This window comes from Puniceibacterium sediminis (genome assembly GCF_900188035.1).
GTDB lineage: Bacteria > Pseudomonadota > Alphaproteobacteria > Rhodobacterales > Rhodobacteraceae > Puniceibacterium > Puniceibacterium sediminis.
Genome location: NZ_FZNN01000006.1, coordinates 160,803 through 173,040, shown reverse-complemented (window position 1 = coordinate 173,040; position 12,238 = coordinate 160,803). Strand labels below are relative to the sequence as shown.

13 protein-coding genes are annotated in these 12,238 nt (G+C 61.6%); 11 read left to right on the top strand and 2 right to left on the bottom strand.

Going from position 1 to position 12,238, the window contains the following annotated elements; translation table 11 throughout:
- The first annotated feature begins 56 nt into the window (after positions 1 to 56).
- The 4 genes from rsmI to CHB75_RS08865 all read left to right on the top strand — a co-directional run bounded on the left by rsmI (position 57) and on the right by CHB75_RS08865 (position 3,234).
- Entirely contained in the window at positions 57 to 917 is an 861-nt protein-coding gene (rsmI, locus tag CHB75_RS08880; RefSeq protein WP_089270177.1) for a 16S rRNA (cytidine(1402)-2'-O)-methyltransferase, read from the top strand.
- A gap of 26 nt (positions 918 to 943) precedes the next feature.
- Positions 944 to 1,339, top strand: a complete 396-nt coding sequence (locus CHB75_RS08875; protein ID WP_245840831.1) for a YraN family protein — start codon at positions 944 to 946, stop codon at positions 1,337 to 1,339.
- 63 nt (positions 1,340 to 1,402) lie between these two features.
- Positions 1,403 to 2,338, top strand: a complete 936-nt coding sequence (gene gshB / locus CHB75_RS08870; RefSeq protein ID WP_089270176.1) for a glutathione synthase — start codon at positions 1,403 to 1,405, stop codon at positions 2,336 to 2,338.
- The gene (locus CHB75_RS08865) at positions 2,335 to 3,234 is read left to right on the top strand and encodes an alpha/beta hydrolase (RefSeq protein WP_089270175.1); all 900 of its coding nucleotides are present in this window, start codon (positions 2,335 to 2,337) and stop codon (positions 3,232 to 3,234) included. The genes gshB and CHB75_RS08865 overlap by 4 nt, the downstream gene beginning before the upstream one ends.
- Here CHB75_RS08865 and CHB75_RS08860 read toward each other — a convergent pair.
- Both CHB75_RS08860 and CHB75_RS08855 read right to left on the bottom strand, forming a co-directional pair.
- Positions 3,204 to 4,718 carry a YifB family Mg chelatase-like AAA ATPase gene (locus CHB75_RS08860; RefSeq protein ID WP_089270174.1) on the bottom strand — a complete coding sequence of 505 codons (1,515 nt, stop codon included), beginning with the start codon at positions 4,716 to 4,718 and terminating at the stop codon, positions 3,204 to 3,206. The genes CHB75_RS08865 and CHB75_RS08860 overlap by 31 nt on opposite strands.
- Positions 4,719 to 4,822: 104 nt before the next feature.
- Positions 4,823 to 5,698, bottom strand: coding sequence for a glutathione S-transferase (locus CHB75_RS08855; protein WP_089270173.1), 876 nt, complete (start codon positions 5,696 to 5,698; stop codon positions 4,823 to 4,825).
- A gap of 244 nt (positions 5,699 to 5,942) precedes the next feature.
- Between CHB75_RS08855 and CHB75_RS08850 the strand changes: the two genes are divergently transcribed.
- The 7 genes from CHB75_RS08850 to CHB75_RS08820 all read left to right on the top strand — a co-directional run bounded on the left by CHB75_RS08850 (position 5,943) and on the right by CHB75_RS08820 (position 12,210).
- Positions 5,943 to 6,821, top strand: a complete 879-nt coding sequence (locus CHB75_RS08850; protein ID WP_089270172.1) for an RNA polymerase factor sigma-32 — start codon at positions 5,943 to 5,945, stop codon at positions 6,819 to 6,821.
- 32 nt (positions 6,822 to 6,853) lie between these two features.
- Positions 6,854 to 7,645: a ChaN family lipoprotein gene (locus tag CHB75_RS08845; protein ID WP_245840829.1), complete on the top strand. Its 792-nt coding sequence runs from the start codon at positions 6,854 to 6,856 to the stop codon at positions 7,643 to 7,645.
- A 59-nt stretch (positions 7,646 to 7,704) separates the two neighbouring features.
- Positions 7,705 to 8,904, top strand: a complete 1,200-nt coding sequence (gene coaBC, locus CHB75_RS08840; protein WP_089270170.1) for a bifunctional phosphopantothenoylcysteine decarboxylase/phosphopantothenate--cysteine ligase CoaBC — start codon at positions 7,705 to 7,707, stop codon at positions 8,902 to 8,904.
- A 120-nt stretch (positions 8,905 to 9,024) separates the two neighbouring features.
- Positions 9,025 to 9,480, top strand: coding sequence for a dUTP diphosphatase (gene dut / locus CHB75_RS08835; RefSeq protein WP_089270169.1), 456 nt, complete (start codon positions 9,025 to 9,027; stop codon positions 9,478 to 9,480).
- A complete protein-coding gene (locus tag CHB75_RS08830) occupies positions 9,480 to 10,523 on the top strand; it encodes a HesA/MoeB/ThiF family protein (protein WP_089270168.1) in 1,044 nt (347 codons plus the stop codon). The genes dut and CHB75_RS08830 overlap by 1 nt, the downstream gene beginning before the upstream one ends.
- A gap of 63 nt (positions 10,524 to 10,586) precedes the next feature.
- A complete protein-coding gene (locus CHB75_RS08825; protein ID WP_089270244.1) occupies positions 10,587 to 11,378 on the top strand; it encodes a transporter substrate-binding domain-containing protein in 792 nt (263 codons plus the stop codon).
- A gap of 43 nt (positions 11,379 to 11,421) precedes the next feature.
- Positions 11,422 to 12,210, top strand: a complete 789-nt coding sequence (locus CHB75_RS08820) for an amino acid ABC transporter permease (protein ID WP_245840827.1) — start codon at positions 11,422 to 11,424, stop codon at positions 12,208 to 12,210.
- The last annotated feature ends 28 nt before the right edge of the window (positions 12,211 to 12,238 follow it).

The window sequence follows — 12,238 nt, the reverse complement described above, 5'->3', positions numbered from 1 at the left end:
GGGTTCGACCCGCCGAATATTACCTGTAACCATAAACGACGCGAGGGATGGGTCCAATGGGGAATCTAGCAGCGGGCAGATTGGCGCCGGGTTTGTATCTTGTGGCGGTGCCAATCGGCAATGCGCGGGACATCACACTGCGGGCGCTGGATATTCTGCGCAACGCGGATGTGCTGGCGGCCGAGGATACCCGCAGCCTGCGCAGGCTGATGGAGATCCACGGCGTGCCGCTGGGGGACCGTCCGCTGGTGGCCTATCACGACCACAACGGCGACCGGGTGCGCCCGCGTCTTATGGCGGATATGACTGCAGGCCTGTCGGTCGCCTATGCATCCGAGGCGGGAACGCCGATGATATCGGACCCCGGCTTTGACTTGATGCGCGCCTGTGTCGAGGAGGGCGTCCCTGCGACCACTGCGCCCGGTGTGTCTGCGGTGGTGACGGCACTGACGCTGGCGGGGTTGCCGACCGACAGGTTCCTGTTCGCGGGATTCCTGCCCAACGCGAGCGGTCAGCGCAAATCACAGCTCAAGGCATTGGCCGATGTGCCCGCAACGCTGGTTTTTTACGAATCGCCCAAACGCGTCGCGGCGATGCTGCGCGACGCCGCCGAAACGCTGGGCGATCGCGAGGCTGTCGTTTGCCGGGAACTTACAAAGAAATTCGAGGAATGCCTGCGCGGGACGCTGTCATCCCTGTCCGAGTCCCTGACGGACACCAATGTGAAAGGCGAAATCGTGGTACTGGTGGCACGGGCCGATTCACCGAATGTTAGTGAACAGGATGTTACCGAAGCTCTGGAAAATGCCTTGCAGACGATGTCGGTGCGGGACGCGGCGGATTTCGTGTCTCAGATGTTCAGCTTGCCCCGTCGTGCAATATACCAGCAGGCGATGAAGATCGGTCGGCAGGACTGATTCGGACGCAATGATTGGGTTTGGGATTGCCAGCCGTACCTAACGAACACATCCAAAAGGCGCGCGATACCGGCGCTGTCAGTTATCAGGCAGGGCTTTCCGCAGAACTGTGCGTTGCCCGGGATTACGAACGCCGCGGCTATCCCATCGTTCAGACACGCTGGCGCGGCCAGACAGGAGAGATCGACCTGATCGCCCGGGATGGCGACGGTCTGATTTTTATAGAGGTCAAGAAAAGCCGCACATTCGCGCGGGCGGCAGAACGTCTGTCAAAGGCGCAAATGCGTCGGATCTATGCCTCGGCAGAAGAATATCTTGGTACCCAGCCGCAGGGACAACTGACCGATGTGCGCTTTGACGTAGCGCTGGTGGATGGCCAGGGTGCCGTGCGGCTGATCGAAAACGCCTTCGGGCATTTTTAGCGGACCATTGCACCGCCCTGCGGGTTGCGCCATGTAATGGGGCGCAAATGCAGGGGATGCGGGATGAAAATCGCTTTTCAGATGGACCCGATCGGTCCGATCAACATCAATGCGGACAGCACGTTCCGCCTTGCCGAAGAGGCACAGGCACGCGGGCATGAGTTGTTCTACTATACGCCCGACCAGCTTGCCTACGAAGAGGGGAAAATCACCGCGCGCGGGCAGTCGCTGAAGGTTCAGCGTGTGGTGGGCGATCATGCCATTCTGGGCGAAATGGAAAAGGTGGATCTGTCCACCTTTGACGTGGTCTGGCTGCGCCAGGATCCGCCCTTTGACATGCACTACATCACGACCACGCACCTGCTGGACCGTCTGGCGCCGGGCACGCTGGTGGTGAACGACCCGTTCTGGGTGCGCAACTTTCCCGAAAAGCTGCTGGTGCTGGATTTTCCGCAGCTGACACCGCCGACAACCATCGCGCGCGATCTTCAGACCATCCGCGATTTCAAGGCGCGCCATGGCGACGTCATCCTCAAGCCGCTTTATGGCAACGGCGGGGCGGGTGTATTCCGTCTGGATGCCAATGATCGCAACCTCAGCTCCCTGCATGAGCTTTTCACCGGGTTCAGCCGCGAACCGCTGATCGTGCAGAAATACCTGCCTGCTGTGACCAAAGGCGATAAGCGCGTGATCCTTGTCGATGGTGAAGCGGTTGGCGCCATCAATCGTGTACCGGCTGCAGGCGAGGTGCGTTCGAATATGCATGTGGGCGGTCGCCCGGAAAAGGTGAACCTGACCGAACGCGATCTTGAGATCTGCTCCGCCATTGGTCCGATTCTTAGGGAAAAGGGCCAGATCTTTGTCGGGATCGATGTCATCGGCGACTACCTGACTGAAATCAACGTGACCTCACCCACCGGCATTCAAGAGCTTGAGCGGTTTGACGGCGTTAACATTGCCGAAAAAATCTGGCAGGCGATCGAATCGCGGCGTGCATGAGCTGGCAACTACGTCTGCTCAACGCGCAGATGCGGTTTTTGGCAAAGCCGAAAATGCGGCGTACGGTGGGACCGGAAGAGGCGGATCGCGATTTTGCGCGATCTGCGCGCTGGCTGTTCCGAACACCCCCCTATCTGCGGCATCTTGAGCGGCCCGGTGGCCTGCACTGGATCTGCGCCGGGACCTGTGCCCCCGACCGGGTCATCCTTTATCTGCATGGCGGTGCCTATGTGTCGGGGCATCCTCTGACTCATATCGGGATGCTGGGCCGACTGTCGCAACTCAGCGGGATCGAGGTTTGTGCGCCGCGCTATAGATTGGCCCAGCAGGCCCGGTTTCCTGCCGCCTTTGACGATGCAGTGGCCGCGTTCCGCCAACTTGAAAGCCTTGGTTATCACCCGCAGGATATTGTTCTTGGTGGCGATTCGGCTGGCGGTGGGTTGATGCTGGCCCTGCTCGCCTGGTGTTGCGCCCAAGAAAAGGTGCCAAGGGCGGCATTTGCATTTTCCCCCTGGACGGATCTGGCGGCAACGGGGGCGAGTCTTGAAAGCAACCGGGGAAATGACTCTTTGCTGCCGGTCGAGAGGATGGCAGAAATTGTTCAGATCTACCTATGTGGTGCCGACCCGCGCGATCCCCGCGCCTCGCCGCTTTACGCTGATTTTCCGGGCACGCCACCTGTTCTTATCCAGATCAGCGACACCGAAGTTCTGCGCGACGACGGGCTGAGGATGGCAGAGCGGCTGCGCAGTTTCGGTGCAGCGGTCACGGTCGAGCGGGAAGCCGATTGCCCGCATGTCTGGCAGATTTTCGACGGCTGGCTGCCCGAGGCGCGCACCAGCCTGCGCCACGCCGCGGACTTTATTCAGGACTCGTTCGCCGACATCAGCCGGTAGCTCAGGGCTTCGGCTACATGTGGGCGGCGGATCATCTCGGCGCCGTCCAGATCGGCGATGGTGCGCGCCACCCGCAGCACCCGGTGATAGCCCCGTGCAGTCAGGCCGAACCGGTCGGCAGCGCGCATCATCAGCGCGTGGCTGTCACTGTCGTGGGCGCAAACCTCCTCAAGCATCTGTCCCTGCACATCCGCGTTGGTTCGCAGGCCCGGAGTGTCGCCATAGCGGCGGGTCTGCACGGCGCGGGCGACGGCCACGCGGTCTGCTACCGTAGCGGAATCGTCGCCCGAGGGCGGCAGGTCGAGGTCACGAAAGGCGACGGGCGGTACTTCGATACGCATGTCAAACCGGTCCATCAGCGGGCCAGAAATGCGGCCCAGATAATCCTCGCCACAGATTGGCGCGCGCGAACAGGCCTTTGCGGAATCCGCCAGATAGCCGCATTTGCAGGGGTTGGCGGCGGCGATCAACATGAATCGGCAGGGATAGGTGATGTGCGCATTCGCCCGGGCGATCATAACCTCGCCCGTCTCGATCGGCTGGCGCAGGGTTTCGAGGACCGTGCGCGGAAATTCCGGAAATTCATCCATGAACAGCACGCCATTATGCGCCAGACTAATTTCACCGGGGCGGGCCCGTTTGCCGCCGCCCACGATTGCGGCCATCGAGGCGGTGTGGTGCGGTTCCCGGAATGGGCGGGATCGCGAAATACCGCCTTCGTCTAGCAGCCCGGCGAGCGAGTGGATCATCGAGGTTTCCAGCGCCTCGATCGCGGTCAGTTGCGGCAAAATGCCGGGCAGGCGGGCCGCCAGCATGGATTTACCGGATCCGGGCGACCCGATCAGCATCAGATGATGCCGCCCGGCTGCTGCGATTTCCAGCGCCCGTTTGGCGCGTTCCTGCCCCTTTACGTCGCGCAGGTCGCGCCCGCTGCGTTCCGTGCGCACCTCACCGGCGGTGCTGGGCGACAGGATGCTGCGGCCGGTAAAGTGGTGGATCAGCTCCATCAGGTTTGACGGCGCGAGAACGGTACAGGCCTCGACCCAGGCGGCCTCGGCCCCGGATGCGCGCGGGCAGATGAGGATGCGGTCGTTTTCGGCGGCGCTCATCGCGGCCGGCAGCGCTCCATGTACCGCGACCAGAGAGCCATCGAGCGACAACTCCCCCAGCGACACCAATTGCGCCACCTCGTCGCTTGGGATGACCTCCAACGCCGAAAGCAGGGCCAGTGCGATGGGCAGGTCGAAATGCGACCCTTCCTTTGGCAGGTCCGCGGGTGAGAGATTTATGGTAATACGTTTGGACGGAAGCGCGATCGCCATCGACGTCAGCGCCGTGCGCACCCGGTCGCGCGCTTCGGACACGGCCTTGTCAGGCAGGCCAACGATGGAAAAGGATGGCAGGCCCGGGGTCACGGCGCATTGCACCTCGACCGGTCGGGCCTCAACCCCTTCGAAGGCGACGGTATAGGACGTAGCGACCATGCCGCCCCTCTTTGCCTGTGACGGTCAAGGGTGGGGCGTGCATGGTTAGTGAAGTGTTAAGATCGACGTAGCGGTGCCCACTTTATTGATGCGCTCCCGCAGGATCACTTGTTTCCAAGCAGCGCCATGAAAGCGGGCCAGGCAGCAGGATCGGCGGCGGTCTTGTCCCTGCAAAAGGCGTTGCAGAACCCAAAGATCCGCCCGTCAAGTTTCAGGAAATGCGCCACCGGGTCATGTGAATAGGGGCAAGTCGCGTTTTCCGCTGTACTGTCCTCTGTCGCCTCGGCCATCAGGGGCGCCGGGCCGGGCCAAGGTTTACGGGCGTAGCCGCGCGCATATTGCGGCAGGTCATCCCCGCGCACGAGGCCCATCGCACGCCAGCGCCGGAGCGCTGGATCATTCAGATGCGCCTCCACATAGGCTTGCGCCTGCGCTGATACCGGCAACCCATAGCCCGCGATGCGCATGGCGACTGGCGCAAAGAATGCATCTGCCGCCGAATAGCTGCCGCAAAGCCACGGACCCTGGCCACCGTGGCGCGCGCGGGCAAGGGACCAGATGGCCTCGATCCTGGAAATGTCGGCCAGAACCTCTGCTGAGGGGGCGTAATCGGCATAGGCCGCGCGCAGGTTCATCGGACACGCATTGCGCAGCGCGCCAAAACCGGAATGCATCTCGGCCGCGAGTGACCGGGCGGTGGCCCGGGCGGCGGGATCGGCAGGCCAGATGCCAACGTCGGGATGTCGACTCGCCAACTCTTCGGCCATGGCAAGGCTGTCCCAGACAACGGTTCCTTCTGGCGTTACAAGCGTGGGAACTGTGCGTGCCGGAACCACGTTCGCCACCTGTGCGGCGACAGAACCGTCCGAGAAATCGACAAAAGTGACATGGTAGGGCAAATTCCAGCGATGGAGAAGCAGCCAGCCGCGCAGGGACCAGCTGGAATAGGAATAATCGCCAAGATAGATCTGGTAGGTCATGACACGCTCTCCCCAAAATATGCTGGGACCATAAAACCGCTAACCTTTGCCGCCCAACACAATTTTGTGCGCGTAGACATAATGCTCGGTGATGCATCTGTTCAAGAATACGTGTGCAGGCGCAATTTTCCTGAAACCAATTTTGATCCAGCGGCGTTAACCGTTAGTAGGTTTATGCAGAAGTCCACCCTTGGCACCGTCCAAACGGTAGCCCCGGGCCGCATTTGATAATTGGGGAGACGACATGGCACTTGATACTTTCAATGACCAGACACTGTCCCGCCGCGCGATGAAGGCCGAAATGCTGGACGCTGAAACCGAGCTTCGTCTGGCCTATGCCTGGCGCGACCAGAGGGACGAGGCCGCCCTGCATCGTCTGATCACGGCCTACATGCGCCTTGCCATATCCATGGCGTCCAAATTCAAACGTTACGGCGCCCCCATGAACGACCTGATTCAGGAGGCCGGGCTTGGCCTGATGAAAGCCGCTGACAAGTTTGACCCCGACCGTGGGTTGCGGTTTTCGACATATGCGGTCTGGTGGATCAAAGCATCGATTCAGGACTACGTGATGCGCAACTGGTCCATGGTGCGCACCGGATCGACGTCGTCGCAAAAATCGCTTTTCTTCAATTTGCGCCGCGTGCAGGCTAGGCTGGAGCGTGAGGCCGAAGCGACGGGTGTGGCTCTTGACCGCCACCAGCTGCGTCAGATGATCTCGACCGAGATTGGGGTTCCGCTCCACGATGTCGAGATGATGGAGGGCCGCCTTTCGGGTTCCGATTATTCGCTGAACGCAACTCAGTCGGCCGAGGATGAGGGGCGCGAATGGATCGACGCGCTTGAGGATGATGGCGCGCAAGCGGCGGAAATCGTGGAAAACAGCCATGACACGGCCCAATTGCGCGAATGGCTGCTATTCGCGATGAACGCCCTGAACGAACGCGAAAGGTTCATCGTGCGTGAACGCAAGCTGCGTGACGATTCCCGTACGCTTGAAAGCCTGGGCGCCGAACTGGGACTATCCAAGGAACGGGTTCGCCAGCTTGAGGCGGCGGCCTTCGCCAAGATGCGCAAGACGCTTGAGACCCAATCCGGCGAGGTGCACGCATTCCTCGCCTGATCCGCGCCCTCAGAACGGGCGTTTTCGTCAGTTTGGTTGCCCTGCCAGTTCTGGCTGACGGGGATCTTTTCGCAGGGCGGGATGTGGTGTTCCTGGGGGAACAGCACGACAACGCCGAACACCACGCCCGCCAGGCGCAGTTGGTGAAACAGATCGCACCCAAAGCATTGGTGTTCGAGATGCTGACCAATACGCAGGCCGCTCGGATTACGCCGGAACTGGTCGCCGACGAAACCGCCCTGGAAGCGGCTCTGGACTGGAACGCGAGCGGCTGGCCGGATTTTGCGATGTATTATCCTATCTTCGCGGCCGGACCTGAGGCCGTCTGGTACGGGGCGGGGCTGCCAAGGGACGCGGCGCAACAGGTGATGAGCGAGGGCGCGACGGTGGTTTTTGGTCCGGAAGCACCAGACTACGGTCTCGATCAAGAACTGACCGCAGATCAGCAGGGCGCGCGCGAAGCGCTGCAGAAGACAGCGCATTGCGACATGATGCCAGAGGAGATGCTGCCAGTGATGGTCGAAATCCAGCGGGTACGAGACGCTATGCTTGCCAGTGCAGCGGCGCAGGCGCTGGAGGATACCGGCGGGCCGGTCGTAGTGATCACCGGAAATGGCCATGCCCGCCGTGATTGGGGGGCGCCTGCGTTGCTGGCGCTTGCGCACCCAGGCATCAGCTTGGCCACGTTTGGTCAGGGCGAGGAATCGTTTGGTGCACCCGATGGCGGTTTTGACGTGATTGAGGTGACAGGCGATGTCGACCGGGGCGATCCCTGCGCGGCGTTTCAGGATGGCAGGCCTCAGACAGATGGCGGGGACGATTGAGTTTCCCCGGCGAGCTGGCTAACACTGGCACCATCTGACACGTCCCGAAAGGCGCACATATGCTGAAGGCCAAGCGGATCCTTCTGATTATCGGTGGTGGTATCGCGGCCTACAAGGCGCTGGATCTGATCCGCCGTCTGCGCGAACGCGGCGCGGCCGTGACGCCGGTAATGACGTCGGCAGCCGACGAATTTGTCACGCCCCTGTCGGTCTCTGCTCTCGCCGGAGAAACGGTCTACACCGATCTTTTCGACCTAACCAATGAGGCTGAAATGGGTCACATCCAGTTAAGCCGGGTGGCCGATCTGGTGGTGGTGGCGCCGGGGACGGCGGATCTGATGGCAAAGATGGCAGGCGGTCTGGCGAACGATCTTGCGAGTACGCTCTTGCTGGCGACGGACACGCCGGTGCTGGTTGCCCCGGCGATGAACGTGCGGATGTGGGAACATGCCGCGACACAGCGCAATCTTGCCACTTTGCGCGGCGACGGGGTGCTGTTTGTCGGGCCGAACGAAGGCGACATGGCCTGCGGCGAATACGGGCCCGGGCGGATGTCGGAACCTTTGGAAATTGTCGCGGCCATTGAGGCGGCGCTGGCCGATGGCCCGATGAAGGGGCGGCGGGTGCTTGTGACCTCTGGTCCCACGCACGAACCGATCGACCCGGTGCGCTATATTGCCAACCGGTCGTCGGGCGCGCAGGGGACGGCGATTGCCCGTGCTCTGGCGGCTCTGGGCGCGGAAGTGGTGTTTGTCACGGGTCCTGCAACCGTGCCACCACCCGAAGGTGTCGAAGTCATCCGGGTCGAAACTGCGCGACAGATGCGTGACGCGGTGCTGGCGGCGCTGCCGGTGGATGCCGGGGTTTTTGCCGCAGCCGTTGCGGACTGGCGTATGGCCGAAGAGGTTACGTCGAAGATGAAAAAGGTGGCGGGGAAATTGCCCGCGCTGGCGTTCACGGAAAATCCCGACATCCTAGCCGAAGTGTCGAAAATGACCCAAGGCCGCCCGGCGCTGGTTGTCGGCTTTGCCGCTGAAACTGATGATGTGGAGGCCAATGCAACTGCCAAGCGGCTGCGCAAGGGCTGTGACTGGATCGTCGCCAATGACGTGAGCCCCGCGACAGGCATCATGGGCGGGGCAGAGAATGCGGTGACGTTGATCTCAGGTGCGGGTGCCGAGGTCTGGCCACGGATGGACAAGAGCGAGGTCGCGGTGCGGCTGGCGTCGCGGATTGCCGAAACACTGGGCCCGGCATGAACCCCGCATTTTGCGTGTTTGGAAATAGACGAAGTCGGTGCATCGGGCCGGGGACGCAAGATGGTTGTGAGCGCGGTTCGGTCACGCCCTATCTGCGAAGCAAGGAATGAGGGGGCTAGGATGGTGATCGTTCAGGTGATGTGGGACGAGGGTGCGGATCGGACTCTGGGCCTGCCTGCCTATGCTACCGGGGGTGCGGCAGGGGCCGATCTACGCGCACAGTTTGCTGATCGCGGTGCGGTCGAACTGGCCGTGGGCGCACGGATGTTGGTGCCGACGGGGCTGAGACTGGCCATTCCCCAAGGATATGAGATCCAGATTCGGCCCCGCTCTGGGCTGGCATTAAAGCACGGGATTGTGTTGCCCAACAGCCCGGGGACAATTGATTGGGATTATCGCGGTCCGCTGGGGGTGATTGTGATGAACCTAGGGCAGGTGCCGTTTCGCATCGAGCACGGCGACCGGATCGCGCAGATGGTCTTGGCGCCGGTGGTGCAGGCATCGTTTTCGCTGGCCGAGAGTCTGGACGAAAGTGCGCGCGGATCCGGCGGCTTTGGTTCGACCGGGGTCGGCTGATGCTGCTGGTTCTGTTCCTTTGTGCGGTGCTCTGGGGCATCGGCTATGCGATGGATGCCCCCCGGCAGGCGCGTCTCTACATGATTGGCGTGTTGTTTGTCGCTGTTCTGGGGCTGCATCTGGCGCTGCCCGTTGGGCACCCGGTACGGATGGCAACGGGCGAGTCGGCGGCGCTCTGGCTGATCCTCGGCGGATGTGTCGGGCTTGTCCTGATTTACCGCGCCGGTCTGGGCCGACTGCGGGCAAAGGCCGAAACACGGGGGGTGCAAGAGACACCGGTGGTGAAAACGGACCGTTTCTCCGACACGGAACTGGAACGGTATGCTCGCCACATCGTGCTGCGAGAGATCGGCGGGCAGGGGCAGAAGGCGCTACGCGACGGGCGCGTTCTGGTGATCGGTGCCGGGGGGCTCGGGGCACCGGTGCTGCAATATCTGGCGGCGGCGGGGGTCGGGACAATCGGCGTGATTGACGACGATCTGGTCGAAAATGCCAACCTGCAGCGGCAGGTGATCCACCGCGACCGTGACATTGGACTGCCAAAGGTTTTTTCGGCCGAATTGGCGATGAGGGCGCTGAACCCGTATGTAACCGTAAAGCCCTATCACCGTCGGCTGAACGCAGAGATCGCAGAGGCGCTGTTTGCCGAATATGACGTTATTCTTGATGGAACTGATAATTTCGCCACGCGCTATCTGGTGAACCGGGTGGCGGTAGCGTCGCGCAAACCGCTGATTTCGGGCGCGCTGAGCCAGTGGGAAGGGCAGCTTTCGGTCTTTGATCCGGCGAGTGGCACTCCCTGTTATCAATGCATTTTCCCAGAAGCACCCGCGCCGGGCCTTGCGCCATCCTGTGCCGAGGCCGGTGTTCTGGGGCCACTGCCCGGGGTGGTCGGATCGATGATGGCAGTTGAGGCGATAAAACTGCTGACAGGGGCCGGGCAAGCCCTGCGAGGCGAGATGCTGATTTATGATGCGCTTTGGGGCGAGACGCGCAAGATCGCGCTGAAGCGGAAGGACGGCTGTCCCATCTGCGGCGGCTGATACTTGCCTTGGCACAGGGGGCGGCGATATCCTGTGCGGAAATCGGATTTTGGAGAGATTGAGATGAAAGTCATTCTGGGATGGGCACTGGCAGTTGTGGTGTCGGCGACCGGAGCGGTCGCAGCGGCGGATCTGCCCGATCTTGATGGGCGCGAAGTGGTGGTCGCAGTCGAGAATGCCTATCCGCCGCTCCAATACATCGACCCCACAACCGGAATGGCGGTTGGTTGGGAATACGAGGCCATGGCCGAGATCGCCAAGCGGCTGAATTTCGACCTGTCTTACGAAAACATCAGCTGGGATGCGATGATCCCGGCGGTGGCAGAGGGGCAGTTTGACATCGGCATGACCGGCATCACCATCCGCGAGGATCGTGCCGAGACGGTCGATTTCTCGGATCCTTATATGCGTTCGGAAATGGTCATGCTTGTGCGTGGTGATGAAGAGCGGTTTTCCGATGCTGCGGGCTTTGCTGCCGATCCGGATCTGTTGATGGCCGCGCAACCCGGGACAACGCCGTTCTACGTCGGGGTCTACGAAGTGCTGGACGGGGATGAGGCCAATCCGCGTATCAAGCTGTTCGAAACTTTCGGGGCCGGGGTGCAGGCGCTGCGCACCGGTGACGTCGATCTTGTGCTGACCGATGGCACCGCCGGTGCAGGCTATGCGGCCGCGTCGGACGGCGCGCTCAAGATCGTGGGCGAGACTTTGGGGACCGAGGACTTTGGCTTCATCTTTCCCAAGGGGGCCGACCTTGTGGCGCCGATCAACGCAGCAATTGCGGCCATGAAGGCGGATGGCACCATCGACGCCCTGAACAAGAAGTGGTTCCTGGACACCAAGCTGGGCGAGTGAGCGGATTGTCCCTCAAATCCATGTCGGCATTTGCGGAGCGACGGTGAGCCGGGAAAAAGATCGCAAGGATTTTCCCTGGTGGCTCGTGGTCGTGGCCCTGCTTGGGCTGGGGCTGTTCTACCGGATCATGGTCGATGATCTGCAGAAACAGATCCTCGCCACGCTGCTGCGCGGGGTTCAGATCACTGTCTTTGTGACGCTTGTGGGGTTTGTCCTGGCGGCGGGGCTTGGGCTGATCGTGGCGCTGATGTCGCTGTCGCGGTCGCTGATCCTGCGCCAAGTGGCACGGTTTTATACCGAAGTGGTCCGCGGAATTCCGATGCTGGTGCTGTTGCTTTACGTCGCCTTCGTTCTCGCGCCGGGGTTGGTTGCACTGGGCAACTGGATGTTGGAGTTTGTAGGCTTCGAGCGGATCCGGACAAGGGATTTCTCGCTACTGTGGCGGGCAATTATCGCGCTGACCATCGGCTATTCGGCGTTCATCGCCGAGGTGTTCCGCGCCGGGCTCTTGTCCGTCGATCCCGGACAGATCGAGGCCGCGGATGCGCTGGGTCTGAGCCGGGTGCAGCGGTTCCGTCTGGTGGTCTTTCCACAGGCGATCCGGACGATTTTGCCGCCGCTTGGCAACGATTTCATCGCAATAACCAAGGACTCCTCGCTTGTTTCGGTGCTGGGGGTTCTGGATGTGACACAGCTGGGCAAGATAACGGCGGCTGGAAATTTCCGGTATTTTGAAACCTATAACGTGGTCGCGCTGATCTACCTGACTATGACCATCGGGCTGTCACTGGCTTTGCGTCGGCTTGAGCAGCATTTGCGCCAGAAGCCCTGAGGTTGTGTCCTCTCGGAGTGGGCGGACG

What these genes read in the sequence shown, in the direction of transcription:
- CHB75_RS08855 (WP_089270173.1), bottom strand. Translation starts at nt 5,698, where the DNA reads ATGACCTACCAGATCTATCTTGGCGATTATTCCTATTCCAGCTGGTCC.
- CHB75_RS08860 (WP_089270174.1), bottom strand. Translation starts at nt 4,718, where the DNA reads ATGGTCGCTACGTCCTATACCGTCGCCTTCGAAGGGGTTGAGGCCCGA.
- rsmI (WP_089270177.1), top strand. Translation starts at nt 57, where the DNA reads ATGGGGAATCTAGCAGCGGGCAGATTGGCGCCGGGTTTGTATCTTGTG.
- gshB (WP_089270176.1), top strand. Translation starts at nt 1,403, where the DNA reads ATGAAAATCGCTTTTCAGATGGACCCGATCGGTCCGATCAACATCAAT.
- CHB75_RS08830 (WP_089270168.1), top strand. Translation starts at nt 9,480, where the DNA reads ATGCTGCTGGTTCTGTTCCTTTGTGCGGTGCTCTGGGGCATCGGCTAT.
- coaBC (WP_089270170.1), top strand. Translation starts at nt 7,705, where the DNA reads ATGCTGAAGGCCAAGCGGATCCTTCTGATTATCGGTGGTGGTATCGCG.
- CHB75_RS08865 (WP_089270175.1), top strand. Translation starts at nt 2,335, where the DNA reads ATGAGCTGGCAACTACGTCTGCTCAACGCGCAGATGCGGTTTTTGGCA.
- dut (WP_089270169.1), top strand. Translation starts at nt 9,025, where the DNA reads ATGGTGATCGTTCAGGTGATGTGGGACGAGGGTGCGGATCGGACTCTG.
- CHB75_RS08825 (WP_089270244.1), top strand. Translation starts at nt 10,587, where the DNA reads ATGAAAGTCATTCTGGGATGGGCACTGGCAGTTGTGGTGTCGGCGACC.
- CHB75_RS08850 (WP_089270172.1), top strand. Translation starts at nt 5,943, where the DNA reads ATGGCACTTGATACTTTCAATGACCAGACACTGTCCCGCCGCGCGATG.